Below are 23253 nucleotides of genomic sequence, written 5' to 3'. Positions count from 1 at the left end.
TCCGACTATCGCAGATTGCCGCAGAAGCGCTGGATGCGTTTGCAGGCGTCCTCGAGATCGCTGGTCTTGGTCGCGTAGGAAATCCGGAACGCCGGTCCCAATCCGAACGCCGAGCCCTGCACGACGGCAACGCCCTCGTTTTCCAGAAGCTCGGTGACGAAGTCCTCGTCATTGCCGATCACCTTGCCGGACGGCGCCGTCTTGCCGATGGTGCCGGCGCAGGACGGGTAGACATAGAAAGCGCCCTCCGGCCGCGGACATTCGATGCCCTTGGCCTGATTGAGCATCGACACCGTGAGGTCGCGCCGCTCCTTGAACACCTTGTTGTTGACCGGAATGAAATCCTGCGGCCCGTTCAGCGCCTCGACCGAGGCCCATTGCGCGATCGAGCACGGATTCGACGTCGACTGCGACTGGATCGTCGCCATCGCCTTGATCAACTGGGCGGGCCCGCCGGCATAGCCGATGCGCCAGCCGGTCATGCAATAGGCCTTCGAGACGCCGTTCACCGTCAGCGTGCGCTCATACAGTTTGGGTTCGATCTGCGCTGGCGTCGTGAACACGAAATCGTCATAGACTAGATGCTCGTACATATCGTCGGTCATGACCCACACATGCGGATGCCTGACCAGGACGTCGGTGATCGCCTTGAGCTCGCTTTGCGTATAGGCGGCGCCGGTCGGGTTCGACGGCGAGCACAGGATGATCCACTTGGTCTTCGCCGTGATCGCCTTTTCAAGCGCGTCGGGCTGCAGCTTGAAACCCTGCGCCGCCGTACACACCACCGGTACCGGCTCGCCGCCCGCAAGCGCCACCATTTCCGGATAGCTCACCCAATAGGGCGCGGGAATGATGACCTCGTCGCCCGGATTGATGGTGGCCATCAGCGCATTATAGAGCACCTGCTTGCCGCCGGTGCCGACGATGACCTGGTTCGGCTTGTAGGTCAGCCCGTTCTCTCGCTGGAACTTGGCGATGATCGCCTCCTTCAGCTCGGGAATGCCGTCCACCGCGGTATACTTGGTCTTGCCGGCCTCGATCGCATGGATCGCCGCCAGCTTGATGTTGGCGGGGGTGTCGAAATCCGGCTCGCCGGCGCCGAGGCCGATGACGTTGCGGCCCGCCGCTTTCAGCGCGCGTGCTTTATCCGAGACCGCGATGGTCGCGGACGGCTTCACACGGTCGAGCGCAGCGGACAGGAAAGGCATCATCGTCTCCGAATGTGTCATGAGGAAAGGCGCAAAAGCGCACGCTGTTTCTAGGACTGTTGCGATGCAGCGGCAAGCGAAAATCCGCTGATTTTGAGCAGTTTTACCGGTCTTGCACGGCTGCCGATTAACGTTCCGCAAAGATCGCATTGCTATGGCTTCGATATCCTTGGCAAGCGTCTGGTTGGGGCCAATCCATGAAGCCTGTTCACGATCATTTGCTGCGCGTCGATGCCGCGATCTGGCTGACGATCGGCATCGTGGCGATGGCAATCGCCAGCTTCACCCGGCTCGGTCCTTTCGATCTCCAATGGCGCTCGTTTTTGGCTCCGGTAGCCTCGGCCGCCCTGCTCGCGGCGGGCGGGTGGGTTTATCGATCTGTCCGGAACGAACAGCGGCTCGGTGCCATTCTAACCAGCACAGCGCAGGTCATCGGCTTCGCGGCGGTCGCCGGACCCTTGTCCTACATCGCCGCGACCGCCGGTTTTCCATTGCAGGACGCGACGCTCGACGCCTGGGATCGTCACCTGAATTTCGACTGGACGCAGATGATGATGTTCATCTCGTTGCGCCCCGGATTGCGGCACATTTTGTCTTTTGCCTATTCCAGCTTCGCGCTGCAAACGGTGACGACGGTGCTTGTGCTTGGCATGGCGGGCCAGCTTGCACGGCTCAGCACCTTCATTGTCGCATTCATCGGTACAGCCCTGATCACCATCGCGATGTCCGCGGTCTTTCCCGCAGCAGGCCCGTGGCTCTTTCTCGATATTCAGCCGGCGACCGCAAATGGCTTCCTGCCGGCATCGGCGACCAGCTGGCCGGTGTTCCTCGGGCTTCGCGACGGCGCGCTGCATACCGTTTACGGATTGAACACGGAAGGAATCATCACGTTTCCCAGTCTGCACGCCGCGCTCGGCATCCTGTTCGCCGCCGCGCTCTGGCGCGCAAAAGGAGTGAGGTGGATCGCGTTGGGCCTGAACGGCCTGATGCTGATGGCCACGCCCGCCTATGGCAGCCATTACGTCGTGGACGTGATCGCGGGAACATTGATTGCGATGGCGTGCTGGATTGTCGCAGCGCACATCGTCGAGGTGGAAACCGGTATTGAGCATCTCACGGCGATTCCATATCCACCCTCGATCGTGCCGGAAACCTTGCCTCAAGAGGTCGCGCCGCAGCTTTCGCGAAAGCTTGAATCGGTCTGATAGAAAGCTCTCGACATCGTGATCCGCCGGCGTGGCATGGCATGCTGCCCGGTTGCACTGCGGTAGCGTTTTCGACTTTTTCCATATTGCCGGACTTGCGATGCCTGCGCATCGGCATCATTGTCTAGCCGCGTCGCGGGAAGACAGGACGAGCCTTCTTTTTTCCGCGCGTTTTTAACCGGTCGAACGAGTCCCGATGTACAAGCTCTATTCGATGCAGCGCTCCGGCAACAGCTACAAGGTCCGCCTTGCGCTGGCGTTGCTCGATGCGCCCTATCGCGCGATCGAGATCGACATCCTGCGCGGCGAGAGCCGCACGCCGGATTTCCTGGCCAAGAATCCGAGCGGACAGGTGCCGCTGCTGGAGGTCGCGGAAGGACGCTACCTCGCCGAATCCAATGCCATTCTCTGGTATGTCGCCGACGGCACTCCGCTCGCGCCGGACACCCAGGTCGAACGCGCCGAGGCGCTGCAATGGATGTTCTTCGAGCAGCACGCGCTGGAGCCCAATATCGGCGCCGCCTATTTCTGGCTGTCGCTGGTCAAGGGCGGCCGCGCCCTGCAAACGCACGCGCTGGAAGACTGGATGGAGCGCGGCTACGCGGCGTTGCAGGTGATGGAAAACCACCTCAAGACCCACCAATATTTCGCCACCGGCCAGCTCACGGTCGCGGACATCGCGCTCTACGGCTACACCCACGTCGCCGACCGCTGCGACTATGACCTCACGGCATTTCCCGCCATCCGCGCCTGGCTGCGGCGGGTCGAGCGGACGCCGGGTTTCGTCGACATGGATTGGCGGCCGGACCGCGAGGTCGAGGATTCCGCCGGGATCGCCGCCGAGGCCTGAACGGCCGACACATGTCCGCCTGCGGGCGTGGGGTTCGCCCGCATCGATGTCATTTGATTGAAAACATCGAAAATCCCGGCGCAGTCCGCCAACCATTCGTTAAGGCTGCCGCGCGAAAAACCGCCTTGGGCGCCGCCATTCGTCATGCCGTTGGCGTTATTCTCATTGGCAGAGCGAGACAGCCATGCGGTTCGACTGGCGTGCAATCTCCGGCCCGGTTCTGACGACAGCGACGGCGCTGACCGCCCTCTTTGTCGACCGTTATGTCGTTGCCATTCCCAACCCCGCACCGCTGTTCGTCTGCGCCGTCGCCTTTGCAGGCTCGCTCAGCGGATTGGGTTCGGGCCTGATCAGCGCCGCCATCGCGGTCGCCGCCTCCGCCCTGTTCTTCCTGCACCATCACCATCCGGCGCCGGGCTATGACGCGACCGATCTGGTGCGGCTGTCGATGCTGGCGGTCACCACCGCCGGCACCGCGGCGATCACCGGCCTGCTGCGGAAAAAACTCATGGACGCGTTCGCCTGGGAGCGCAGGCATCACGCCACCGCCGAGCGGCTGTCGGCGGCGCTCGATCAGGTCGATATCGGCATCGTGCTGCTCGATGCCGATACCCGCGCCGAATTCATCAATCGCGCCTTCCGCGATTATTTCGCGCTTCCCGACAAGAAGGCCGACAGCAGGCCGCCGTTCATCGCGCTGATGTATCACAGCCGCGACACCGGCGCCTTCGAGATGCCGAAGGAGGAGCTGAGCGCGTTCATCGCGCAGCGCATCACGATGGTGCGCGCCGGCGATTCGAAACCGATCAACATCAAGCTCAAGGACGGCAAGGTGCTGCGCTTCAGCTGCACGGCGTTGCCGGACGGCGGCAGGATGCTGAGCTACACGCCGGTGACCGATCTCGTCCGTTACACCGACAATCCCTCCGACCTCGAATATTACCAATCCTTGCGCGGCGGCGGCGACCGCGGCCTGACAAGGCATCTGCGCGCCGCGGAATAGAAGCCGCGCCAGACCTGCCGAACCCAGACAGGATTGATCCTTGCTCGCGGCCTGTTTAATGAAGGCCGTGTCGGGCTCTCGCGCGGCCGGCGCAACGCTCCTCTCCATCCATGCGGAAGCAAAAATGTCCAGCGAACCGTCCATCCGTTTCGTGACCCGGCAGGACTATGATCAATGGCTTCCGCTGTGGGATGGCTACAACGCGTTTTACGGGCGCTCGGGCGCGACCGCGCTTGCTTCCGAGATCACGCAGATGACGTGGTCGCGATTCTTCGATGCCTATGAGCCGATGCATGCGCTGGTCGCGGAGCATGACGGAAAATTGCTCGGCCTGACGCATTATCTTTTTCACCGCAGCACGATCTCGATCGCGCCGAACTGCTATCTGCAGGATCTGTTCACGAGCGAGGCCGCGCGCGGAAAAGGCGTGGGCCGGGCCCTCATCAACGGCGTCTACGAACAGGCGAGACGCGCCGGATCGCCGCGGGTCTATTGGCTGACGCACCAGACCAACCACACCGCCATGCAGCTGTATGACAAGGTGGCCGAACACTCCGGATTCGTGGTCTATCGCAAGCAATTGTGAGCCTCATTCAAGGCACCGCGCACCGTCCGATCGCTTCTCAAGGGCGCGATTGGCGCTGGGCCGGGACCTGTGGATAACCCTGCCCGTCGCGGCCGCACAACCATCTGTCACCCCGACGTAACAATATGGGACTAGCCTTCAATTGCGTCTGATCAGGCCCCCCGTCACGATCACGCGCCCAGCGGTCCCCGTCAGTCGCCGCGTCTGACCGGGGCCGCACTTTTTTGGCCCCTGCTCTTTCCCTGCCTCCTCGGACGATGCCGGTCTGGGCCGCGCGGCTTGCGGCGGCCTGGGGCGCGGGCCACAATACGGCCGTCCCGCACGTTCCGTTTACAGGATCAAGTCCATGCAAATTCGCAATCTCGGCGGCTCCGGCCTGCGCGTTTCGGCAGTCGGTCTCGGCTGCAACAATTTCGGCCAGCGCACCGATCTCGAAACCTCGCGCAAGGTGATCCACAAGGCGATCGACCTCGGCGTGACGCTGTTCGACACCGCCGACATCTATGCCGGCATGGGCGGCTCCGAGACCGTGCTCGGCCAGGTGCTCGGCGACCGCCGCAAGGACATCGTGCTGGCGACCAAATATTCCAAGCCGATGGCGACCGACGGCACCAAACAGGGCGCATCGCGGCGCTACATCATGTCCGCGGTCGAGGCCAGCCTGACGCGGCTGAAGACCGACTATATCGATCTCTACCAGCAGCACGATTACGATCCGCTGACGCCGATCGAGGAAACGCTGCGGGCGCTCGACGATCTGGTTCGGCAGGGCAAGGTCCGCTACATCGGCCATTCGAATTTTCCGGCGTGGCGTATCGCCGAGGCCGAACTCACCGCGCGCGCGATGGACGTCAATCGCTTCGTGTCGTGCCAGGACGAATACAGCCTTCTGGTGCGCGACATCGAAAAGGATCTGCTGCCGGCGGCGCAGCACTATCATCTCGGCTTGCTGCCGTTCTTTCCGCTGGCGAGCGGCCTCCTGACCGGAAAATACAAGCGCGGCGCCGCGGCGCCGGACGATACCCGCTTCAGCAAGATGCCGGCGCTGCGCGACCGCTATGTCACAACGCGTAACGAGGACATCGTCGAGAAGCTTCAGGCCTTCGTAAAGGCACGCGGCCGCACCATGCTCGAACTCGCCTTCTCCTGGCTGGCGTCACGGCCGCAGGTCTCGAGCGTGATCGCCGGCGCCACCCGCGTCGAGCAGATCGAGCAGAACGTCAAGGCGATCGACTGGGCGCTGGGCGCGGAAGACCTCGCCGAGATCGATCGGATCACAAAGGGATAGAATTGATTCGACCGGCAAATCAGCCAAGCGAAGGCTCCCGCCGCATCGTCTGCTCCGGCTGCGGCGCAGAGTTCGACTGCAGCCTTGCAGGCCCGTGCTGGTGTACCGATGAATCGTTCCGCCTGCCGATGCCGGTCGACGGCGGCGACTGCCTGTGCCCGGATTGCCTGCGGCAGGCGGCATCAGGCGCCGCAACCACGACAGCCACGTAGTTACACCGGATAGCCCGGCGATCGGCGCGCCATGCCGTCGAACGCGTCCAACAGCCGTTCGCGCCAGGCATGGACCGGATCGTTCTCGGCGAGCAATTTGAACGGGCTGACCACGCGCGCCCACTGAAAGCCGCCGAACACGATGTAGTCGGCATAGTTCGGCGCGTCGCCGCCGAGATAGGGCTGCGTCTTCAGCGTCAGCCGCATCGGATCGAGCGCGCGGCGGAAACTTTCGACGGCCTTGTCGCGTCCGGCCGCGACTTCTTCCAGCGGCTTGCCGAAACGCGCCTCGCGCGTGCGGCGAAAATAGACGGCGTCCTCCGGCTTCAGCAGCGGCGGAATATCCGCGGCGATCAGCGGAAACACGCCGCCGACCACGGCGACATCGCCCCACCAATTGATCATCCGCCCCATGGCGCGGCCGCCCGCGCCACCGAACAGGGACGGCCGCTCGGGATAGGTATCTTCGAGATAATTGGCGATCGCCCAGGAATCGACCACCGAGGTTTCGCCGTCGAGCAGCACCGGCACCTTTTCCGATCGGTGCGGGGCGATCGCCGCCTTGTCGGTGAAGCACCACGGGATCGATTCGATCCCGAGCCCCTTATGCGCCAGCGCCATCCGCGTCCGCCAGCAGAACGGGCTGAACGGACGGCTCTCATCGGCGCCGACAAGCTCGAAAAGTTTCAGATTCATTGACGTCATCCGTTCGCGCGCGTCGAATACCAATCGTCATTGCCGGACTTGATCCGGCAATCCATCTTCAAAAAGATGGATACGCGGGTCAAGCCCGCGCATGACGAGACGGACCAAGCGGCGCCGGCATCGGCCGTCGTCGGCCTGTAACGCGGTTGGATGACAGTCGGGGTTTTGCAAGGATGGAGGAATTGCCGCATGGCGAGAGCAGCCCGTACCAGACTTCCGCAGCCGGTATTTCACGAACCGGTTTTCGGCGAAGACGGATCGCTGCCCGATCCGACCGGATTTTCCACCGCGCATGGCAGCGACAACGCGCTCTACAAGCAGATCGGCGACCTCGCGAAAAAGGACGTGGTCGCGATTCCGAAATCGCGGATCGGCAATGACGGGATGTTCAGCCTCGCGGCGGCCTATGGCAGCCACGGCCCGCAGATCGTCAGGAAGATCACCGACGCCGGCAAGATCGTCTTCCACTCGCTCGGCGATTCCGGCGCGTCGAACGCGGGAAAATATCCCAAGGAACTGCGCGTCGCCGATCAGGTGACGCTGGACTGCGCGTCGGCGGCGGAAGCCGACCGCGCCGCGTTCCTCTACCATCTCGGCGATGTCGTCTATAATTTCGGCGAGGCGCGCTATTACTACGACCAGTTCTACGAACCGTTCCGCAACTATCCCGCGCCGATTTTCGCGATACCCGGCAACCACGATTCCTTCGTCATTCCGGGCACCAAGCCGGCCGACGCGCCGCTCACCACATTCCAGCGCAATTTCTGCGCGACGCAAACCGTGATCACGCCGGAAGCCGGCTCGCTGCACCGGACCGCGATGACGCAGCCCGGCGTCTATTTCACGCTGGATGCGCCGTTCGTCCGGATCATCGGCCTGTTCAGCAACGCGCTGGAAGATCCCGGCGTGATCTCTGGCCTCGACAAGACGAAAAAATGGCCGGTGACCAACATCCAGATCGATTTCCTGCGGGCCCAGCTCACGCTGATCAAGCAGCAGAAATACGCGGGCGCCGTCTTGCTGGCGACCCATCATCCGGCATTCAGCTATTCGCCGCCGGACAAGGATGGCGGGAGCGGCGGCGATCACGGTTGCAGCACGGCGATGCAGCAGCAGATCGACGCGGTCTGCCACGAGGTGGGCGTTTACCCGCACGCATTCCTCTCCGGCCACGCCCATAATTACCAGCGTTACACCCGGATCATGAATTTCGGCGGCCGGGAGATCGATGTCCCCTTCATCGTCTGCGGCGACGGCGGCCACAACGCGAATAATCTGGTCAGGGCGCGGCGCGGCAAGCCAGCACAGGAACCGAACGCCGGAGCCGATGTCGGCTATCTCGAAGGCAAGGGCGGCGTCGCCGACGTCAAGCATCTGTTTCTCGCCAAATACGACGACCATAATTACGGCTACCTGCGCATCCATGTCGACAGACAGTACCTCAAGATCGGATTCCACCAGGTCGGCGCGCGGTCGCTGGCGCAATCCCGCTACGACATGGTCACCGTCCGGCTGGCGGATCGCCACATGGTCGCGAACTGAGGCGCAACGCCGCGGCCCCGCTAGAGGGAGCATTTCGCCGCCCCCCAGCCTCGCCGGGAAAAATGTCGCGCGGTGTGTGAACCGCTTCACACTTGGTTTTGCCGAATTGTGGTCGGTTGTGGCTCCAGCATGGGGGACCGCAAATGGCCTGCCTTTACGACGGTTTTGACATCGAATCCTTCCAGGCTGGAACGGATTTATGGCACGCGCGGATCCGGCGCGCGGACCTGAAACCGGTCGTGATCGACGGCGTTCCGTTTCCCGCGCTCGAACTCGGATTCGCCTGGCCCAATTCCGACGCCGCGATCGCGGACGCGATGAGCCACATCGATCATTTCGGGCCGCGATACGCGACACTCCCACCGATGACAGTGACCGCGCCGATGCCGCCGGCCGAATCCCGGGCCACGCTTTAAGCACTGGAAAGGTGCCACGCCGATGCTCCGACTCGTCAGCAAAACTCCGGTCTATTCCGCCGCCCCGCGCTCCCATTGCCCGGACTGCGAAGCCGACCTCGCGGTGCTGCGCATCATCCAGGGACGAGGCGGCTGCGAATACTGGACCATGCGTTGCACCAAGTGCGGCGGCATCCATCTGGACATCGTGAAAGACACGCGGCAGACGGCGTAAAATCCGGCCGCAGCCGCCGGTCCAACTGCCCTTTCATGTCGGCGAGACTCGTCCCATATTCGGGACATGGCGAAGCATCCAGACACCCCCAAAAAGCCCGGCAGGACACCGAAATCGAAAGCGCCAAATTCTTCAAAGGCGTCGCGGCCCGAGGTGCAACCGATCGGTCCGGCACTGGCGGAACTGCTCAACCCCGCCATCAACCGCGGCGAAAGCGGCATCGGTTCCTCCACCGGCTTGCAGCCGCCGCCGGACAATTCCTGGGAGCGCCGCGCCGGCGGCGAAGCCGCCGTACACCGCGCGCGGGCTTCAACGCGCGGCGCGGGCGATGATGCCGCCAAGCGCGATACGGCAAACGGCACGTCGCCCGGCTTGCCCCCACCCACTTCTCCCCCGCAAGCGAGAGAGGGCCAGGGTGGGGAGACTTCCGCGAACTCCGGCTTCGACGAAGCGCCGCAGGCCCATTACGGCACCGCGGCGACGATACCGACGCTCGATCCCGAACTGGCGCGGCAGCTCGGTCTGCCGACCGCGGAGGACGACGACGAAGCGCTGGCGCGTCCGCCGCGCAGCAAGATGGAAGCGCTGGGCGTCAAGGCCACCGCCGACGCGCTGGAAAATCTGATCCGCGAAGGCCGCCCCGAATTCCGCGGCCAGGACGGCCAGTTGCGAGTCTGGACCCCGCATCGTCCGCCGCGCCCGGAAAAATCCGAAGGCGGCGTGCGCTTCGAGATCAAGTCCGAATACCAGCCGAAGGGCGACCAGCCGACCGCGATCGCCGAACTGGTCGAGGGCATCAACCGCCACGACCGCACCCAGGTGCTGCTCGGCGTCACCGGCTCCGGCAAGACCTATACCATGGCCCAGGTGATCGAGGCGACGCAGCGCCCCGCGATCATCCTGGCGCCGAACAAGACGCTGGCGGCGCAGCTCTATGGCGAGTTCAAGAGCTTCTTCCCCGACAACGCCGTCGAATATTTTGTCTCCTATTACGACTACTACCAGCCCGAGGCCTATGTGCCGCGGACCGACACCTATATCGAGAAGGATTCCTCGATCAACGAACAGATCGACCGCATGCGCCATTCGGCGACGCGCGCGCTGCTCGAGCGCGACGACGTCATCATCGTCGCCTCGGTGTCCTGCATCTACGGTATCGGCTCGGTCGAAACCTACACCGCGATGACGTTCGCGCTGAAGAAGGGCGAGCGCATCGACCAGCGGCAGTTGATCGCCGACCTGGTGGCGCTGCAATACAAGCGCACCCAGGCCGATTTCACCCGCGGCACGTTTCGCGTCCGCGGCGACGTCATCGACATCTTCCCGGCGCATTATGAAGACCGCGCCTGGCGCATCAACCTGTTCGGCGACACCGTCGAGAACATCGAGGAGTTCGATCCGCTCACCGGCCACAAGCAGGACGAGCTTGAATTCATCAAGGTCTACGCCAATTCGCACTATGTGACGCCGCGGCCGACGCTGGTGCAGGCGATCAAGTCGATCAAGAGCGAATTGAAGCTGCGGCTGGACCAGCTCAACAATCAGGGCCGGCTTCTCGAGGCGCAGCGGCTGGAACAGCGCACCACCTTCGATATCGAGATGATGGAAGCCACCGGAAGCTGCGCCGGCATCGAGAACTATTCGCGCTATCTGACCGGCCGCCTTCCCGGCGAGCCGCCGCCGACCCTGTTCGAATATGTGCCCGACAACGCGCTGGTGTTCGCCGACGAAAGCCACGTCACCATTCCGCAGATCGGCGGCATGTTCCGCGGCGACTTCCGCCGCAAGGCGACGCTGGCAGAATACGGTTTTCGCCTGCCCTCCTGCATGGACAACCGGCCGCTTCGCTTCGAGGAGTGGGACATGATGCGCCCGCAGACGGTCGCGGTGTCGGCAACGCCGGCGGCGTGGGAGATCAATGAAAGCGGCGGCGTATTCGTCGAGCAGGTCATCCGCCCGACCGGATTGATCGATCCTCCCGTCAACATTCGCCCCGCCCGCACCCAGGTCGACGACCTCGTCGGCGAGGTGCGCGCCACCGCGCAGGCCGGCTATCGCTCGCTCGTCACCGTGCTGACCAAGCGGATGGCGGAAGACCTCACCGAATATCTGCACGAGCAGGGCATCCGCGTGCGCTACATGCATTCGGACATCGACACCATCGAACGTATCGAGCTCATCCGGGATTTGCGGCTCGGCGCCTTCGACGCGCTGGTCGGCATCAATTTGTTGCGCGAGGGCCTCGACATTCCCGAATGCGCGCTGGTCGCGATCCTCGACGCCGACAAGGAAGGGTTTCTGCGCAGCGAGACCTCGCTGATCCAGACCATCGGCCGCGCCGCGCGCAACGTCGACGGCAAGGTGATCCTCTATGCCGACCACATGACCGGCTCGATGGAGCGCGCCATCGCCGAGACCAACCGCCGCCGCGAGAAGCAGGTCGAATACAACACCGCCAACAACATCACGCCGGAGAGCGTGAAGAAATCGATCGGCGACATCCTCAATTCGGTCTACGAACGCGACCATGTGATGGTCGATCTCGGCGATCACGGCATGGCCGACGACGTGATCGCGATCGGGCATAATTTCGAAGCCGTGCTGGCCGATCTCGAAACCCGGATGCGCGAGGCCGCCGCCGACCTGAACTTCGAGGAAGCGGCGCGCCTGCGCGACGAGGTCAAGCGCCTGCGCGCCACCGAACTGGCCGTGGTCGACGACCCCACCGCCAAGCAGCGCGTGGTACAGGGCAAGGCCGGCGCCTATGCGGGCACAAAGAAATACGGCGAGGCCGCCAATTTGCCGCGGCAGTCCCCGAAGCGCGGCGGCAACAATACCCCGAGCTCAGGCGCTGCCTCGAAAATCCACAAGCCCGATCTCGACGAGATGGGCATCGCGACCTGGCACGAGGTCAAGCCGTCGCGCGGCAAAACTGCCCGTCCGCGCAAGCCGACATTGGACGAAATGGGACCGGGCACGGAGAGCGTGCCCCATCGCCCCGGCGGGACGCTCCCGAGCAAGCCGCCCGGTCCCGGCAGCAAGATCTTCCAGCCCACCGACTCGCGCCAGTCAGGCCCCGAATTCGGTCCCTCCCCGCGCTCCACCGGCGGCGCGCCGGGGCACCGGGGCGGATGGAAGAAGCGGTAGTCGGTAGCCCATCCGAACTTTCCGCGCGGAATTCCGGCCTGCTAAGCAATTGCGTTTCCGTCATTCCGGAAACCGCGAAAGTGACTGTCCGGAGTCCATTTGCGGGTGGCTATGGATTCCAGGTTCGCATGTCACGCGTCCCGGAATGACGGCGTGTGAAGATGTACACGCGGGCCTCTTATCCCGACCGCCTGTTGCTGGTGTTCTGGATCAGATTGCCGTGTGCGGCCTGCTCGCGGATATTGTGCTTCTCGTCGTCACGATGGCCCTTGGTGGTGTCGAGCGGAACACCGGGCACGCTGCCGGGGCCCTTGTGGCACTGGTTCTCGTCGGGAACGGGTCGGATGGTTTTTATCAGCGGCTTTGTCATCGTTCTCCTCCGTCACGCAACGAAGGGAAAACGCCGACGATGGCGGCGATGTTCCTGGGAATTTCAACAGGAGCATGGCCGAGAGACTGCGCCAACGGGACAAGCGAATGCGCGCCCGATGACAGCCACGACGGCAATCCAGGCAAGCTGTCGACGGGCCGCGAAAAGTGATTTGCCCTGTCCAGCCCCGTCCCTAAAAATATTTCCGTTTTCATCCGACCCAAATCACCTGCATCTGCCGCGCCATCCCGTACCCCAAAGAGGGGCGTATCGCGATCGTCACGGACGTTGGGCGCGGGATGCGGTGGACGCGGCAGCGCCGGGCGCGCGAATGGAATCGCAGGGCGGGCTTCACGGCTCGTGAGCGATGACGGCGCGCGGACGAACGGCGCTGTTGCGGACGGTGAAGCCGTGTGGTCCTGGCACCCGTTGCTGGTGTCAAGTTGGCGGAGGCGATGTCGGTTCGACCGAACTGACAAAACCTTCAATCCGCCGATGACGGTGACAAGACGAATTCGTCGCCGGGGAGAGCGCGGAGTAAGCCGTTAAAACCATTGCGCAGGAAACGCCGGGCGTTCCGGTACACCTGTGGTGACGAACTCGTGTGCTTTCTACATTTTGCACGCGAGGCTGCGGGTGCGGCGGGCACCCGGCGTTTCCTGCGCCCTCTTTTTTTGTGGGGCAAATGGTTCGTGCATGACTCGGACGCATCGCGCCGCGGGATCGCGAGGTTGCGCCTGCTGTTTGAAAATTAAATCGGAAAACAAATTCCATGTCGTCCCGGCCTTGCGCCGGGACCCATAGCCACACAAGCCTATTGTCACACGACGCTGCAGCCGCAGTTCGATCGACAACTGGCATCAGCGGTCATGGATCTCTGCGTTCGCGGGGGCGACAACAAAGGCATCCAAGCTCCGAACAATGACGAATCAGATCTTGCCTTGCGCCTCGGGCGGCTGGCCCTGGCCTTGCTGTTGCTGCTGGCGCTCCTGCTCCTTGGCGTGGTGGCGGCCGTAGAGGCAGCCGGCGGCGGCGCCGAGCAGGCCGTGATGGCCGGCATAGTGACCGGCAATGCCGCCGACCACCGCGCCCTTGATGCAGCCCTTGGCGTCGGCCGCAGTGGCGGCCAGCGTCAGCGCGGCGACGGCGAACAAGGTGGCGATCGTTTTCATGGCGGCTGCTTCCTCTTCCCGCGGCTTGGTCGATCCGATTCCATCGCGCCGCGCCCGTGAGATAGGTAATGGCCGCCGCGGTTCAAGCCGGATCGGAATGATGAAACAAATGATACGCAGACCGTGCCGCGCTCGGGACGATCCCTACGAGATCAGGCGCATGGAGAAACGTCCGCACGGAATCACCGGGCATGTCGCGCGGCAATCTGCACGGCCGTTGAAACGCATTCGCGCGAAATCGGCACAGTGCTACACGTAAAAATTGCACCGGCCCGCGCCTCATGGCTGTGTACACACTTACGTTGCTTTGCCGATTGATCGCCTGATAATTCCGTTCACAATGGAACCGTTACAGCGAATCGGAATGGAATGCCGCGGAGAAGGAAATGGCTGAGGATATGCACCGGCAAAGCGTGCTGAATTTCCTCGACGCGTTCTATTCCGGCGACATCGACAAGGCGATGACGTATTGCGACGAGGAACTCGACAGCGTAACCCACGCGCCGGTCGACCTGTTTCCGCATCTCGGACAGAAGCACGGCAGGGCCTGGATCAGCGAAGCGATCCGGACGCAGCAGAGCTATTATTCGAGCCGGAAATGCGAGGTCAAGTTCATGGCCGTCGAGGGCGACAAGGTCGCGACGATACAGCTCCTCAGCCTGCGCAAGCGCAATGACGATCGCATGGTCCGGCTCGAGACCGCCCAATTCTTCACGATGCGCGACGGGCTGATCCACATTCATCGCGCATTCCTCGACTCATTCGACTTCGTCCAGCAATTGCTCGGCCAGGACCTCACCCATTCATTCGCCACCGACCTGCGCGAGGCAATGCGCAGCTAAGCCTATCGCGGCGGCATCGGGGTGATGGCGTTTCGCGATATCGAAACAGCGATCGGGCGTGAGGCTGCGCACCGGCACGGCGGTTAGAACTTTTTCGGTTCATCGGCACGTCGCATTTGTGCAATGCAAAATTGCAGATTGCATTCCGGTTGGCCGCCGCTATTTCACAACCTAGGAACGAAGTGAAGCATCCGGCCGCGGCGTCGCCAATGACGCTCTGTGGGCCGCTTGCTTATTTTTCAAGCCATGTTCAGGAATGCATATAATGACAGAGCATAGTCTCTGGCGTTTTTCGCGCGCATTGCATCGCGCGATCGATGAGCGCCAATACGCGGATCTCGAAGCCTTGATTGACGACGACGTGGACTGGGCGATTTATGGCCCGATCGACATGTTTCCCTTTTTCGGCGCGCGCCGCGGCAAGGCAGCCGTGCTCGATGTGATCAGGCGGATCGCCGACAACGTCCGGGTCCACCGTGTCAACCGGGAGTCGGTGCTGCTCGGCGTCGATTCAGCAGCCTCGATGATACGCTATTCGCTGACGGCGCTCGATTCCAACAAGCCGATCAGCCTGCGGCTTGCGCATTTCGCACAGTTCAAGGCGGGCCGGCTCTCCAATATCCGCGTTCTCGTCGACACCTTCGATCTGGTGGAACAGGCGCTCGGACGCCCGATCCATCTGCCGAAGCTGGCGTCGTAAGGACATTGGCCTGGGCGGTGCGGAGCACCGCTCAGGCGGATCGCGGCATCGCGATGATGTGAATCACGGCTTGCGCCTGGCGCCATAATTTTGCACCACGGCAAACGCATTTTGGTCGCGTCCGGCATTGGCAGCCGGACCGGATCAGGGCTGAGCTTATGACTTCGACGGGACGACATCGCTGGACAGGGCTGCCGGTTTTGGTCGCCGGCTTCAGCGCGGCATGGCTGCTTTCGGCGCATGCGCAGACAGCCGCCACCAATCCAACCGCCAATCTCCCTCCTGATCCCTGGGCCGATGCGCGCGTTGCCGAGACGACAGGCGCGCCCGTGAATACCAACGACGACGACATGAAAGATATCGACGTCGACAGGCTGGACTGGAGCCAGCTCAATGTCGACGCATCGGCGCCGGCCGTCCACCCGGCCGGGAAAGCACGGTCCGCGCCGCAAGCCTTGCCGGGCGCCGCCTTGAGCTGGTCGTCAAATGACAACAATACCAACGGATCATCGGCGGTCTCGGTCAAACAGTCGCTGTCGTCCTTCCTGAATACGCAGGTCGGCGCCGACATGAGCGTCGCCCGCCAGCCGCAGACGCTGACCGAATCCCAGCTCCTGTCGGAGAAGCTCGCGAACGGCGGCAGCCTGCCGCAGTCTTCCGGCACGGCGTGGGCATCGATCACGGCTCCCGGCGTCGACGCGATCTGGGACAAGACGGCAGTGGAGGCGCGCGTCGATCCTTCACAGGATCAAAGCAAGCTCGGCACGTCCTTGAGCAAGTCGGTGCCGCTGACCGACCGCTATTCGCTCACGCTCCAGAACGGCTACGACTTCATCGAACAGGGCGCCATCCCCGGAGTCGGGATGATCGGGCATCCGGCCCGGAGCTACGACACCGATCAGTCGGCGACGCTGAACATCGCCGACACCGGCACCAGCTTCACCGCCGGCCAGTCGCTCTCGTCGACCGACGAAAGATGGCTGCGCCGGATCGGCGCCGAGCAGAAATTATTCGGCGGCGTCAGCATCAGCGGCTCGATCGGCGAAAACCCGGTGGGGCCGCCGAACAGGAGTCTGACCGCCGGCTACAGGCAAAGCTGGTAAACACAAGGTTAACAGCGTGTTGAGCCGCGTTAAAGATCGACCATTGCCGCATATTGGCCCCGATGCGGCCAAAATCGGCAGCGCAGATAGAACCACTTATCTTTCGTCGTGCGGGGGAGTCCGCGCTCGCTCAACGCGAAACAGGGGTTAGTCGATGAACGTTCGTTCTGAAAAAGTTGAATCAACCGAAGTGGACAGCAATCTCGACGCCGTCACGGAAGTCGAAGCCGGCATCCGCGATTTCGTACGCAACGATATCGCCTATTTGCGCCGTCCGGCGCCGAATGCAGCACCCGGCCCGGAAGTGCTGGAGCCGACCCATGAGGCGACCGTCAACAACGTCAACTCGCTGATCCAGCGCGTGGCCGGGACGTCGCTTTCGGAAATCGAAAACCTGATCGGCGAACTGGAAAGCCTGCGTGAGCTGCTTCATGCCGAGGGCCAGCGCGTGCAGCGCGAAATTTCGGGCTATGCCCAGCTGAGCCAGGCCGCGATGAAATCGACGCGGATGATCGCCGACAACGTGACGCAGTGGAAGCGCGCGGCCGAAGGATTGCGCAACAGCTAAGCTTCGTTATTTGCTGCTTCTACGGCCGCCGCTTCCATCCGGGAGCGGCGGTCTTGTATTGAGTGGTCTTGTCTTAAGTGAAGGCTTCCGCGAGCATCGGATTATCCGGTCAGCGCCGCCTTCACCAGGCCGCTGGCCTTGCCGAAATCCATCTGGCCCGCATATTTCGCCTTCAGCGCGCCGATGACCTTGCCAATGTCCTTGATCCCGGAGGCGCCGGTCTCGGCGATGATCGAGGCGATCGCGGCCTTCACGTCGTCGTCCGACATCTGCTTCGGCAAGTAAGCGGAGATGATCGCGATCTCCTCGCGCTCCTGGGCTGCAAGCTCGGCGCGGCCGCCCTTCTCGTAGAGCTCGACGGATTCCTGGCGCTGCTTGATCATCTTCTGCAGCACGCCCAGCAGGTCACTGTCGCTGAGCGGCGGCTTGCTCTGGCCGCGCGCATCGATGTCGGCGTTCTTGATGGTCGAATTGACCATGCGCAGCGTGGAGAGCTTGCGCTCGTCCTTTGCCTTCATCGCGTCCTTGACCGCATTATTGATGTCGTCGCGCAGCATTTTCCCGTCCTCTATGGCGCCTCACGCGCCTGATCTAGGCTGTTCGCGCCACCGAGACAACCGCCGTGCAGGAACTTCAAGTTGATCATTCTAGCTTCGCAGCCAATAGGCGAGCGTGTTTTCCATGCGCGGGCGTCCAGTACGTCGGAATTGATGAAATTCGGCCGAATACGGGGGACGCACCTTAAAATCCCCTTTCCGGCGGTCGAATATCGGCTGACGCGCGGGATTCCGTGCTTTCCGGCTTTGACGGGCACGGATGCGACGATTATGTAATGCGTTCATGACGACATCTGAAAACGCTTCAGCCTGGCCGGACCACAAGCCGACCGCGCTCCTCGTGCTGGCCGATGGCACCGTGCTGGAAGGCTTTGGCCTCGGCGCCGAAGGCCACGCCGTCGGCGAGGTCTGCTTCAATACCGCGATGACCGGCTACGAGGAGATCCTCACCGATCCCTCTTATGCCGGCCAGCTCATCACCTTCACTTTCCCGCATATCGGCAACGTCGGCACCAACGACGAAGACATCGAGACGGTGAACATGGCGGCGACGCCCGGCGCGCGCGGCGTGATCCTGCGCAGCGCCATTACCGATCCCTCGAATTACCGCGCCACGCGGCACCTCGACCAATGGCTGAAGGCGCGCGGCATCATCGGCCTGTCCGGCATCGATACCCGCGCGCTGACCGCGCTGATCCGCTCCAAGGGCATGCCGAACGCCGTCATTGCCCATTCCAAGGACGGCCAGTTCGATCTGCATGGCCTCAAGGAAGAAGCGCGCGAATGGCCCGGTCTCGAAGGCATGGATCTGGTGCCAATGGTCACCTCCGGCCAGCGTTTCACCTGGGATGAAACAGCGTGGACCTGGAACGAGGGCTTCGGCCGGCAAACCGCCCCTCAATTCAACGTCGTCGCCATCGATTACGGCGTCAAGCGCAACATCCTGCGGCTGCTGGCCGGGGTCGGCTGCAAGATCACGGTGGTGCCCGCGACCACGTCCGCCGAAGATATCCTGGCGATGAAGCCGGACGGCGTGTTCCTGTCGAATGGCCCGGGCGATCCCGCCGAGACCGGCAAATATGCGGTGCCGGTGATCAGGAAAGTGATTGATTCGGGCACGCCGACGTTCGGCATTTGCCTCGGCCATCAGATGCTGGGCCTTGCCGTCGGCGCCAAGACCAAAAAGATGCACCAGGGCCATCACGGCGCCAATCATCCGGTCAAGGACGAGACCACCGGCAAGGTGGAGATCACCTCGATGAACCACGGTTTTGCGGTGGATCAGGCAACCCTGCCCAAGGGCGCGACGCAAACCCACATCTCGCTGTTCGACGGCTCGAATTGCGGCATCCAGCTCGACGGCAAGCCGGTGTTCTCGGTGCAGTACCATCCCGAGGCTTCGCCCGGCCCGCGCGACTCGCATTATCTGTTCAAGCGGTTCGCGGACCTGATGCGCGACAAAAAGCGCGCGTAACGCACTGTCATTGCCGGACCTGCTCCGGCAATCGCTTTTTTGACAAATGATAGATGCTCGGATCAAAACCGGGCAGGACGATGTGCCGTATTTCAAGGGCACTGGTGCAGTCATGCCACATTTTGTATGATGGTTGTCATTGAATAAGGAAACCGTCCCATGCCCGACAGCACCGCCGGCAAGCCCGGATACGGCGTCACTTCGACCGAAGTCCTGGCGTCGATGGCCGGCATCGATTTCGTCCGCGCCATCTTCGAAGGCCGGTTGCCGGAGCCGCCGATCATGCAGGGCGTGGAGCCATTCGATTGCACGGCCGAGCCTGGCGCCGTGGTGCTGCACAGCGTTCCCGGCATCCGGCACTACAATCCGATCGGCTCGGTGCATGGCGGCTACGCCGCGATCCTGCTGGATTCGGCGATGGGGCTCGCGGTCCATTCCACGCTGCCGGTAGGCACCGGCTACACCACGCTCGAATTCAAGATCAGCTTCATCCGAGGCATGACCAAGGATACCGGAACGGTCCGCACCGAGGGCCGCACGCTCAATGTCGGGCGCCGCGCCGCCACCGCCGAAGCTCGCATCACCGACGCCAAAGGCCGTCTGCTGGCGCATGCCACCACGACCTGCCTGGTTTTCGAGATTCCCAGGGAAACAATGGGCAAGGAAATAGTGGGAATGTGAGGCGCTGATACCCAACGGGGCCGCGCTTGGCGCGGCCCCGTTGGCATCGTCCGGAATGACATGTTTAAGCCGCGTTGCTGCCTTCCTGGCGGCTGGCTTCGAACAGGAACCAGGTGCGGCGCTCGGTCTCGTCGATAAAGGTTTCGAGCAACCCGGCGGAGCCGGAATCCCCATGCTCGTCGCACAGCGCATGCGCCTTTCGCATCGCGGCTGCGACATGCTTGTTGTCTTCCATCAGTTCGCGCAGCATTTCGCGCGGCGGCACATAGTCCTCGTCATTGTCCTTGATGGTCTGCAACTTGCTGACCTGCCCGATCGAGCGCAGCGTGGTGCCACCCAGCTTGCGCACCCGCTCGGCCAATTGATCCGTGGTGGCGAAGATCGCATCCGACTGCTCGTCGAGCATCAGATGATAATCATGAAAATGTCGGCCGCTGACATGCCAGTGGAAATTCTTGGTCTTCAGGTACAGCGCAAAGGCATCGGCCAGCAGCGTATTGAGCGCGGCCGAGATCTTGTCCACCGCGGCGGACGGCAGGTCGGTCGGCGTATCGAGATCGGGAGAGGTTTTGTCAGACTTGGCTTTGCTCACGATGAACCTTCCTGTTAGGAAACCCGGAACTTGGCGGCAATCACGGCTCGCCAAACAACTAACGCATCACGTATCGACCGGTTCCTGGACCGGAACCCCTGTTTTGCCGGACCCCTGTGACGATGGACGACTGGATCGATTATTACGATTCCACGCATACGATTTATGTCAGCAAGCTCCACCGCGACCTGCATTTTCGACTGATTGCGAAGGATATCATCGATTATATCCCCTCTCCGGACGCCGTGGTGCTCGATTACGCCTGCGGAGAAGCGCTATCCGCGGCAAAAGTAGCGGATGCCTGCGGCGCGCTGATCCTGGCTGAGCCCGCGCCGGGCGTGCGTGGCCGGCTGATCGCGCGTTTCGCGCCCAACACCAAGATCAGGGTGCGTTCGCTGGAAGACCTCCGGCAAATGCGGGAAAAGTCGGTCGATCTCGCGGTCATGAACTCGGTGGTTCAATATATGACGCCGGCCGAACTCGACACCGCATTCGCGGTCGTGCGCCGACTCTTGAAACCCGGAGGGTGGCTGATTTTGGGCGATATCCTGCGCCCGGAAGTCGGCATGCCCAGGGACGTCTTCGCGCTGCTGCGTTTCGCGGCGACCCACGGCTTTCTGCGCGACGCCCTGATCGGGCTGATCAGCACCGCGCTGTCGGACTACCGCCAACTGCGCTCACGCGTCGGCCTGCGACGCTATAGCGAAGCCGAGATGATCGCCAAGCTTGCCGCCGGCGGATTTACCGCCTCGCGGGCGCCTTCGAATATCGGGCACAATCCGTGGCGCATGACATTCGTGGCGCGGCCCACGGATCAAGCTGCGGGTTAGGGTTAATCGCCGTTAGGCGTGGCCCGCCGCGGGACAATTGGCGATGATGGCTGTGGCCCGGTGGCGGAAAGCGTTGACGCGGGAGCAGTGCATCGCTCCTTATCCTGGTTCAAATCCAGGCTGGGCCTCCAATCCCCTGCAGCATGATTGTTCTAGCTGACCGGATCACGGCCCTTCGCTTCGCGCGCGGCCGCCTGCAAAACAGCGCCTATCAGGCCCGGAAAACGCGCGTCGAGATCGTCGCGGCGCAGCCTCATGTACCGTGTCGTGCCTTCGATGCGGGTCTTGACCAGACCCGCTTCGCGCAACCGCGCGAAATGATACGCAAGATTGGATTTACCGGCGAAGTTGTAGAAATCCCCGCAGCAAAGCTCGGTCGCGGCCTCCTCATGCTCGGCCAGGCTGCACACGATCGCCAGCCGCGTCGGGTCGCTGAGGCAATCAAGCACCAGCGGCAGCTCAATCTGATCCCGGGTCGGATGGACGGGTAAACGCGACATCGCCAACAAAATAACGCCAAGCCGCAACGACTTCAATGTTCAAGATTTATTGAACTAATTGACAATGATGTTTATTCCATCCAATTGTTCAATGAATTTTGAACAATGGGGTCGCTATGAGTGTGCTCTGGCTAGCCATCGCGGCCTTCGCGATCGGGACTGAAAGCTTTGTCATCGCCGGCCTGCTTCCGGCCATCGCGTCCGACCTGCAGATATCCGCCTCGGCGACCGGCCAGCTGGTAACCGCCTATGCGCTGACCTACGCGGTCGGCTCCCCGGTGCTCGCGGTGCTCTTCAACAATCTCGACCGGAAAACCGTGCTGGTCTTCTCGCTGTCCTGCTTCATCGCCGGCAACGTGCTGGCGATATCGGCCGGCTCCTATGTCACGCTGATGGCGGCGCGCATGCTGATGGCGGTAGGCGCCGGCCTCTGCATGCCGACGGCGCTGGCCGTCGCCCTGGCGGTGGCGCCACCGGAGCGCCAGGGACGCGCGATCTCGCTGGTCATTTCGGGGATGACGGTCGCGACCGTGGTGGGGGCGCCGATCGGTGCCTGGGTAGGGCATACCTTTGGATGGCGCTCCACCTTCATCATGGTCGCCGCGCTGGGCGCGGTGGCGCTGGCTGGCCTCGTGTTCGGTCTGCCGAAAGGGCTTCCGCGCCACGTCGCCAGCCTCGCCGAACGCATCGCCATCGCTCGCCACGGACAGGTGTTGCGCTTCCTTGTCGTCACGATGCTTTGGGCCGTCGGCGGCTTCACGGTTTTCACCTATTTGTCGGTGCTGATGCAGCAACTCGGTTTTCAAGCCTCGGACACCAGCCTGGCGTTGCTGGTGTTCGGCGTCGCCGCGGCGATCGGCAACACCCTTGGCGGCATATTGACCGACCGGGCCGGCCCGATCCGAACCGCCGCGCTCGGCGTCGGCGGCATCGCGGCGGCGCTCATCCTCCAATCCGCTACGCTCAAATTTGCGCCGCCCGATCTCGCGTCACCGTTGTTTCTTGGCCTCGTGTTCATCTGGGGCGTTTCCGGCTGGACCTTCTATCCCGGACAGGTCGCAAACCTCGTCCGCATCGAGCCGAAATCGGCCATGATTGCGCTGTCGCTCAACGCCTCGGCGATGTATTTCGGTTTCGCCTTGGGAAGCGCATTGGGAGGTGTCGTCCTGATGGTTCTCACGCCGACCGACCTCGGCTGGGTCGGCGGTGGCTGTGCCGCGGCTGGCCTTGCGGTCCTGCTGCTCAGTGAACGCCGCGCGGGGCTGAAATTGCATAAAATTGCCGGTTGATTCCAGCCTTAAAGCCCTTTCGCGGCTACAAAATCTGTTCTAAAGACCAACCGCGCGCGAGGGTAACCCGCGCCGGCGCATGATCCGCCAAAGTGCAGGCGGTTTGGCGTCTGGGTCTTGCGCTCTCATGGATGAAAAATGAGAGCGTGATCGGACGCAAAATCGGCTACCAGTTTTGCTGATCGCGCTCTTGGCTCGA

24 protein-coding genes and 1 tRNA gene are annotated in these 23253 nt (G+C 62.7%); 18 read left to right on the top strand and 7 right to left on the bottom strand.

Features of this window, described 5'->3' with window-relative positions:
• Nucleotides 1–5: 5 nt before the first annotated feature.
• On the bottom strand, nt 6–1208 hold the full coding sequence (locus HB630_RS18070; RefSeq protein WP_213773615.1) for a pyridoxal phosphate-dependent aminotransferase: 1203 nt from the start codon (nt 1206–1208) through the stop codon (nt 6–8).
• A gap of 197 nt (nt 1209–1405) precedes the next feature.
• On the opposite strand from HB630_RS18070, the gene HB630_RS18065 reads away from it, so the two are divergent.
• The 5 genes from HB630_RS18065 (at nt 1406) to HB630_RS18045 (ending at nt 6140) form a co-directional block, all read left to right on the top strand.
• Nucleotides 1406–2413 carry a phosphatase PAP2 family protein gene (locus HB630_RS18065; RefSeq protein WP_213773614.1) on the top strand — a complete coding sequence of 336 codons (1008 nt, stop codon included), beginning with the start codon at nt 1406–1408 and terminating at the stop codon, nt 2411–2413.
• A 196-nt stretch (nt 2414–2609) separates the two neighbouring features.
• A complete protein-coding gene (locus tag HB630_RS18060; protein WP_213773613.1) occupies nt 2610–3263 on the top strand; it encodes a glutathione S-transferase family protein in 654 nt (217 codons plus the stop codon).
• A 184-nt stretch (nt 3264–3447) separates the two neighbouring features.
• Nucleotides 3448–4266 carry a PAS-domain containing protein gene (locus HB630_RS18055; RefSeq protein WP_213773612.1) on the top strand — a complete coding sequence of 273 codons (819 nt, stop codon included), beginning with the start codon at nt 3448–3450 and terminating at the stop codon, nt 4264–4266.
• A gap of 124 nt (nt 4267–4390) precedes the next feature.
• Complete coding sequence (locus tag HB630_RS18050) at nt 4391–4852, top strand: GNAT family N-acetyltransferase (RefSeq protein ID WP_213773611.1); 462 nt, start codon at nt 4391–4393, stop codon at nt 4850–4852.
• 346 nt (nt 4853–5198) lie between these two features.
• Entirely contained in the window at nt 5199–6140 is a 942-nt protein-coding gene (locus HB630_RS18045) for an aldo/keto reductase (RefSeq protein ID WP_213773610.1), read from the top strand.
• A gap of 212 nt (nt 6141–6352) precedes the next feature.
• Here the strand turns inward: HB630_RS18045 and HB630_RS18040 are convergent, their stop codons facing one another.
• Nucleotides 6353–7048 (bottom strand): glutathione S-transferase family protein, encoded by a 696-nt coding sequence (locus HB630_RS18040; RefSeq protein WP_213773609.1) that lies wholly within the window; start codon nt 7046–7048, stop codon nt 6353–6355.
• A gap of 198 nt (nt 7049–7246) precedes the next feature.
• On the opposite strand from HB630_RS18040, the gene HB630_RS18035 reads away from it, so the two are divergent.
• From HB630_RS18035 to uvrB, 4 genes are all read left to right on the top strand, one after another.
• The gene (locus tag HB630_RS18035; RefSeq protein ID WP_213773608.1) at nt 7247–8599 is read left to right on the top strand and encodes a metallophosphoesterase; all 1353 of its coding nucleotides are present in this window, start codon (nt 7247–7249) and stop codon (nt 8597–8599) included.
• Nucleotides 8600–8742: 143 nt separating this feature from the next.
• Nucleotides 8743–9015: a hypothetical protein gene (locus HB630_RS18030; protein ID WP_249780898.1), complete on the top strand. Its 273-nt coding sequence runs from the start codon at nt 8743–8745 to the stop codon at nt 9013–9015.
• 22 nt (nt 9016–9037) lie between these two features.
• Entirely contained in the window at nt 9038–9229 is a 192-nt protein-coding gene (locus HB630_RS18025) for a hypothetical protein (RefSeq protein ID WP_213773607.1), read from the top strand.
• A gap of 66 nt (nt 9230–9295) precedes the next feature.
• Complete coding sequence (gene uvrB / locus HB630_RS18020; RefSeq protein ID WP_213773606.1) at nt 9296–12376, top strand: excinuclease ABC subunit UvrB; 3081 nt, start codon at nt 9296–9298, stop codon at nt 12374–12376.
• Between the two features lie 178 nt (nt 12377–12554).
• On the opposite strand, the gene HB630_RS18015 is transcribed toward uvrB, so the two are convergent.
• Together HB630_RS18015 and HB630_RS18010 are read right to left on the bottom strand one after the other, a co-directional pair.
• Entirely contained in the window at nt 12555–12746 is a 192-nt protein-coding gene (locus HB630_RS18015; RefSeq protein ID WP_213773605.1) for a hypothetical protein, read from the bottom strand.
• A gap of 929 nt (nt 12747–13675) precedes the next feature.
• Complete coding sequence (locus HB630_RS18010) at nt 13676–13918, bottom strand: hypothetical protein (protein WP_213773604.1); 243 nt, start codon at nt 13916–13918, stop codon at nt 13676–13678.
• A gap of 386 nt (nt 13919–14304) precedes the next feature.
• On the opposite strand from HB630_RS18010, the gene HB630_RS18005 reads away from it, so the two are divergent.
• From HB630_RS18005 to HB630_RS17990, 4 genes are all read left to right on the top strand, one after another.
• Nucleotides 14305–14760, top strand: coding sequence for a nuclear transport factor 2 family protein (locus tag HB630_RS18005; RefSeq protein ID WP_213773603.1), 456 nt, complete (start codon nt 14305–14307; stop codon nt 14758–14760).
• A 265-nt stretch (nt 14761–15025) separates the two neighbouring features.
• Nucleotides 15026–15460, top strand: a complete 435-nt coding sequence (locus HB630_RS18000; protein ID WP_213773602.1) for a nuclear transport factor 2 family protein — start codon at nt 15026–15028, stop codon at nt 15458–15460.
• A gap of 158 nt (nt 15461–15618) precedes the next feature.
• Nucleotides 15619–16563, top strand: a complete 945-nt coding sequence (locus HB630_RS17995; protein WP_213773601.1) for a hypothetical protein — start codon at nt 15619–15621, stop codon at nt 16561–16563.
• A gap of 154 nt (nt 16564–16717) precedes the next feature.
• Nucleotides 16718–17131, top strand: a complete 414-nt coding sequence (locus HB630_RS17990; RefSeq protein ID WP_213773600.1) for a hypothetical protein — start codon at nt 16718–16720, stop codon at nt 17129–17131.
• Between the two features lie 101 nt (nt 17132–17232).
• On the opposite strand, the gene HB630_RS17985 is transcribed toward HB630_RS17990, so the two are convergent.
• Nucleotides 17233–17688 carry a GatB/YqeY domain-containing protein gene (locus HB630_RS17985; RefSeq protein WP_213773599.1) on the bottom strand — a complete coding sequence of 152 codons (456 nt, stop codon included), beginning with the start codon at nt 17686–17688 and terminating at the stop codon, nt 17233–17235.
• Nucleotides 17689–17971: 283 nt separating this feature from the next.
• Between HB630_RS17985 and carA the strand changes: the two genes are divergently transcribed.
• A complete protein-coding gene (gene carA, locus HB630_RS17980; protein ID WP_213773598.1) occupies nt 17972–19162 on the top strand; it encodes a glutamine-hydrolyzing carbamoyl-phosphate synthase small subunit in 1191 nt (396 codons plus the stop codon).
• Nucleotides 19163–19321: 159 nt separating this feature from the next.
• Nucleotides 19322–19843, top strand: a complete 522-nt coding sequence (locus HB630_RS17975; protein WP_213773597.1) for a PaaI family thioesterase — start codon at nt 19322–19324, stop codon at nt 19841–19843.
• A 64-nt stretch (nt 19844–19907) separates the two neighbouring features.
• Here the strand turns inward: HB630_RS17975 and HB630_RS17970 are convergent, their stop codons facing one another.
• On the bottom strand, nt 19908–20435 hold the full coding sequence (locus tag HB630_RS17970; protein WP_213773596.1) for a DNA starvation/stationary phase protection protein: 528 nt from the start codon (nt 20433–20435) through the stop codon (nt 19908–19910).
• A 122-nt stretch (nt 20436–20557) separates the two neighbouring features.
• On the opposite strand from HB630_RS17970, the gene HB630_RS17965 reads away from it, so the two are divergent.
• Together HB630_RS17965 and HB630_RS17960 are read left to right on the top strand one after the other, a co-directional pair.
• Nucleotides 20558–21265, top strand: coding sequence for a class I SAM-dependent methyltransferase (locus HB630_RS17965; protein WP_213773595.1), 708 nt, complete (start codon nt 20558–20560; stop codon nt 21263–21265).
• Nucleotides 21266–21319: 54 nt separating this feature from the next.
• A tRNA-Ala gene (locus tag HB630_RS17960) sits at nt 21320–21396 on the top strand.
• Between the two features lie 21 nt (nt 21397–21417).
• Here HB630_RS17960 and HB630_RS17955 read toward each other — a convergent pair.
• Nucleotides 21418–21765 carry a helix-turn-helix domain-containing protein gene (locus tag HB630_RS17955; RefSeq protein WP_213773655.1) on the bottom strand — a complete coding sequence of 116 codons (348 nt, stop codon included), beginning with the start codon at nt 21763–21765 and terminating at the stop codon, nt 21418–21420.
• Nucleotides 21766–21881: 116 nt separating this feature from the next.
• Here HB630_RS17955 and HB630_RS17950 point away from each other — a divergent pair, with 116 nt between their 5' ends.
• The gene (locus HB630_RS17950) at nt 21882–23054 is read left to right on the top strand and encodes an MFS transporter (RefSeq protein ID WP_213773594.1); all 1173 of its coding nucleotides are present in this window, start codon (nt 21882–21884) and stop codon (nt 23052–23054) included.
• Nucleotides 23055–23253: the final 199 nt, after the last annotated feature.

The organism is Bradyrhizobium sp. dw_78, assembly GCF_018449525.1.
In the GTDB taxonomy this organism is placed as follows: Bacteria; Pseudomonadota; Alphaproteobacteria; order Rhizobiales; family Xanthobacteraceae; genus Bradyrhizobium.
The sequence above is the reverse complement of the archived record's forward strand: the minus strand, read 5'-3'. Positions and strand labels throughout refer to the sequence as shown.